Raw genomic sequence first — 4,068 nt, 5'->3', positions numbered from 1 at the left:
AAAGGCGGGGTTATAAATGGCACTTTACAGACTATCAAGCAAAATAGGAAAGAGCGGCACTGCAACATCGCACTATAACTATATTGCTAGAGAGGGAAAATACAAAAAAGGCACTAAAAAGGAAGATTTAGTGTACAAAGAATCAAAAAACCTGCCAACATGGGCAAATGAAAAAGCGGCGGTGTTTTGGAAAGAATGTAGCGAAAATTACCGAAAAATAGAGTTAGCCTTACCGCTTGAACTTTCGAGCCGTGACCAAATCATTTTGACCCGAAAATTTTGTGAAAAAACTTTCGGAGATGATTTTGTTTACTCTTTCGCAATTCATGAGAATGTTGGGGTGTTGAGCGGCAAGCGCAACCCCCACGCCCACATTCTTTTTAGTGAGCGAAAAATTGAACGAAACCGCCCCGAACCGAACCGTGAAAATTGGTTCAAAAAGAGTAGAACCCGAAAAGACGGCACGATTTCCGGAGGGTATCGAAAAGATAAAACGATAACCGGCACAAATCGGAAAAATTGGCTTTTGAATATCCGCAAGCGGTGGGAAGTGCTTCAAAACAAGGCTTTGATGATTACCGGAAGCCTTGAAAGGGTCGATTGCCGGCGCAAGGTTGAATATGCGCCGGAGAGCCTTATTCCGGCCCAAATCCATTTAGGAGCGAAAAGGGCGAGAATGAGAGCCGGCGAGGTTTGGAACGAATATCAAGCTATAAAGGCTATGCCCGCCGTAGTAGCGGAGTTGAAGCAGGTTACCGCAAAAGAACACTCCAAAACGCAAAAATTGGGCGAAATTAGCGGCGGCATAGAAAAAGTGACCGCCGAATTACAAAAAGCACGACAAGCGGAAATTGAGGCTAAAAACAGGAAATTACAAGAGTTGCGGAACGAACAGATTGAACTTATGAGAAGCGTTGGCGATGATAGCGATGCGGCGGCTGATTTACTTGCCGTTGACGGAACTTTGTTGGAATACGCACCGGAGCGGCTGCGAAATTCACCGCGCGTTGTCAAGGCAGCGTTAAAACAAAATCCAGCGGCGGTGAAATTCATCGGCGCAAGGCTTCAAGAGCGCATGGCAGAAATTGAGGGGAATTTAACGCCCCTTGAGAAAATCATCGAAATCCGCAAAGAAAACTGGCGTGAATATCAAAGAATGCTGAAACTGGAAGCCGAAAAAGAAGCAGCGGCTGCTAAATCTCCGGAAATCGTGCCGGAAGCCGTGCCGGTTGAAGTTGAAGAAACGGCACAAAGGCTTGCAGAACAAGGGCAAACGGCCCATACAAACACCTTGGCCGGGGAAGAACAGACGCTAAAAAGGGCAAATTTCGAAGACAAAAAAATCGAAATTGTGGAAAAAGAGCCGGAAATTGAGCCGGAGCCGAAAAAAGAAACCTTACCGGTACCGACTAGTCGGAGTGCCGGCACGATGATTAGCAGCAGTCGCAATATTTCAACCGGCGAAACAACGACGCTTTACTCTAACGGCACGGTTCGCATTGCCGGCGAACTGTACGAAATCGCCGATGTCGGCGAAATCAAGGGAGCGGAACACGGACTTTTAGGAACTAAGTACGAGGTTCGGCTGCCAAACGGCGTAACTTTTAAGGTCAATGAAAAGGTTTGGGCGCAGAGTAAGCAAGCCGTAAAAGGACTTGATAAAGGGCGTGGCGGCTTTAGTATCGGCTAGAATTTTGCTAAAATAAAAGCACTCCCAAAGGAGGTGAATCCTCATGGAGTGCTTTTTGGTTTGGGCAACTTTGCTCGCCCCGTCACTAGCAGTCATCTTAGCGTGGCTGTTAGAGCGACGAAAGTAGCAAGGGAAAAGGGACGGCTGCAACCGTCCCTTTTTTGAACCCTTACTTTGTGCTTTTTGGTTTCTTGCTACCTTTATTTTAGCACGAAATAACCACTAGTCAATATATTCTTGCCATTCGCAGTTTGCATTGCCTAACCGCCAATAGGCGTTATTTACGCAGCACTTGTATTTTTGCCCGCTCTTATCGGTCTTGATGATCACGTCAGCGGCGCATTTGGGGCATTTTTCACGCTTCGTAACCACTTTTTTGTCTTTAATTACTTCAAGTCCACCGGTTGGCGTAATTTCGATTTTTTCTTCTTTCGTTTCGGAATAATCAAAGTCCATGATAGTCGTTTGACCGCCTAATTCTGCGAATTTCGGGCGGTTTAGCTTGTACGTAAAAATCAAATCTCTTACCGGTCGACCTTGTGTTGGGTAGCTAGTAACGTCTAATTCGATATTTGAAATGTATCCGGTTGATTCGAGTTCGGAAAAAAGTTCCCTAGTCCGAACCAAAATATTGTTTGGCCGGTAACTTTTTGGAAAATCCATTATACGCCGGTACTCATCAATACCGACTGTCCATTTTCCTTGGAAATTTTGATGAAACATGCGAAAGAGGGTTTTCGCATATTTCGACTTGATGATTACGAATTTATCAAGGAAAAACTGTGTAAACCCCCGCCCAGAGGGGATATCAAAGAAATAGTTAGCAAAGGGCGCGTTTAGTTCTATCACCGATGTTTCGTCATCCGGAGAGATTGTCCAGCGGGAAAACATGGGCATGAACTCAATTTCTCCATTCGCTTTTTCTACCCGAAAAAGCACGCTAAAAACCTTTTCCGAAAAGTCGCTAAAGATTGCCTTGCACTCGTCTCGTGTATATGATCGCTTTGCCTGCAAAAAAGACCATTGCCGGAGATCATCGAACGAAACCGCTACACCGGTTGCTTTTTTTCGATAGATTTTCGCTAAAATCGCCATAAAAACATTCTGTTCTACCGACTTTAACGCGCCAAAGTTCGATAAATTGAATTTATTGTCGTATTTTACGATGTCTTTTTTTTCGTCAGTCATTTCTGTTTTCCTTTAGCTTCTACTCCATAGCTCTCGGTAAATAGACTCCAATTTTTCATTTATTTCGTTAAGCTTTTTGAGTTGCATAATTTCGTAAGCTTTTAAAATGTCGGAGAAAGTAACTTCTTCATATCCCTGATAATGTAAATTTTGCTGAATAGTTCCAACTTCCCTAATAATAAATTTTTCGACGGCTTTTATTCTTTCGTCTTCATTAAGTTCATCAAAACTTTCAAAATCCATTTTTGCTACCTCCTTTATAAAAAATTATACTAGCAATATTATAGACTGCATTTGTTGTTATTACAACTTAAATTTACAACTTTATTGTTTTTTATGTTGCTTTACCTCGGATTTTGTTGCAATAACCCTCAAAAAAACTCGGATTTTGTTGCAATAACTCGAAAAAAACTCGGATTTTGTTGCAATAACCCTCGATAAAGCCCGTAGGTATGGGCCGCATTTTTCGCATAACAAAAGATATCTAGAACAAAAGCTAGTTAAACTACAACGCGCGCGCGCGCGTTATTTTATCTAATTTATATAAAATAATAAAAGCAAACTACAAATCTTTTGCCGGCTAAAAAGAGAGTGGCAGCGGCACGATTTTTTGATGAAATCAAGGCTCTTTTTTCAGATAGCCAAGAGAACCGGCGTACTTTTGCAGGAAGCCTTTCCACTGCTCGATGTCGACTTCACCGGATAACGCACTTTCCAACTCTGCGCCGATGATAATCAAGCGTTTTGTACGCTCTTTTCTCTTTTCAGCGTTTTCTCGTCTTTTGATTTTTGCTTTTAAGTTTTGTATCGTTTTGACGGTTTCATTTTTGGAATTGCGGATTTTTTCTAATTCGGTTTCGGCGGCCGCCTTTTTTTGTTGCAATGCTTCTAATTGCTTTTGCAAATTCTGAACTGACATAATAATCACCTCACTAAAATTATATTAAAAGATAACAAAATAATCAATACTCAAAAAACAAAGAAATACATAAACCTTGCCAAAATAAAATTGATTATGCTAGAATGTAGCAAATAGGAGAATTTATTGGCAAGGCGCACTTAGGACTTAATTTTACAATTAAGTCGTGCGCCGCCAAAGGCGGGGTTATAAATGGCACTTTACAGACTATCAAGCAAAATAGGAAAGAGCGGCACTGCAACATCGCACTATAACTATATTGCTAGAGAGG

The 4,068-nt window shown here is 42.0% G+C and carries 4 protein-coding genes; 1 reads left to right on the top strand and 3 read right to left on the bottom strand.

The features are described 5' to 3' along the window. Positions 1 to 16 precede the first annotated feature (16 nt). On the top strand, positions 17 to 1,690 hold the full coding sequence (locus HNR45_RS07190; RefSeq protein ID WP_184327599.1) for a MobA/MobL family protein: 1,674 nt from the start codon (positions 17 to 19) through the stop codon (positions 1,688 to 1,690). A 222-nt stretch (positions 1,691 to 1,912) separates the two neighbouring features. Here the strand turns inward: HNR45_RS07190 and HNR45_RS07185 are convergent, their stop codons facing one another. From HNR45_RS07185 to HNR45_RS07175, 3 genes are all read right to left on the bottom strand, one after another. Further along, a complete protein-coding gene (locus HNR45_RS07185; RefSeq protein WP_159823372.1) occupies positions 1,913 to 2,878 on the bottom strand; it encodes a replication initiation protein in 966 nt (321 codons plus the stop codon). 12 nt (positions 2,879 to 2,890) lie between these two features. Beyond that, complete coding sequence (locus HNR45_RS07180; protein WP_159823373.1) at positions 2,891 to 3,121, bottom strand: hypothetical protein; 231 nt, start codon at positions 3,119 to 3,121, stop codon at positions 2,891 to 2,893. Positions 3,122 to 3,497: 376 nt separating this feature from the next. Continuing rightward, positions 3,498 to 3,797, bottom strand: a complete 300-nt coding sequence (locus HNR45_RS07175; RefSeq protein WP_159823374.1) for a hypothetical protein — start codon at positions 3,795 to 3,797, stop codon at positions 3,498 to 3,500. Positions 3,798 to 4,068: the final 271 nt, after the last annotated feature.

Origin of the sequence: Negativicoccus succinicivorans (assembly GCF_014207605.1) — a bacterium.
GTDB lineage: Bacteria > Bacillota > Negativicutes > Veillonellales > Negativicoccaceae > Negativicoccus > Negativicoccus succinicivorans.
This window is presented reverse-complemented; position numbering and strand designations above follow the sequence as displayed.

Coding starts and splice junctions, on each gene's coding strand:
- HNR45_RS07180 (WP_159823373.1), bottom strand. CDS start 3,121: ATGGATTTTGAAAGTTTTGATGAACTTAATGAAGACGAAAGAATAAAA.
- HNR45_RS07185 (WP_159823372.1), bottom strand. CDS start 2,878: ATGACTGACGAAAAAAAAGACATCGTAAAATACGACAATAAATTCAAT.
- HNR45_RS07175 (WP_159823374.1), bottom strand. CDS start 3,797: ATGTCAGTTCAGAATTTGCAAAAGCAATTAGAAGCATTGCAACAAAAA.
- HNR45_RS07190 (WP_184327599.1), top strand. CDS start 17: ATGGCACTTTACAGACTATCAAGCAAAATAGGAAAGAGCGGCACTGCA.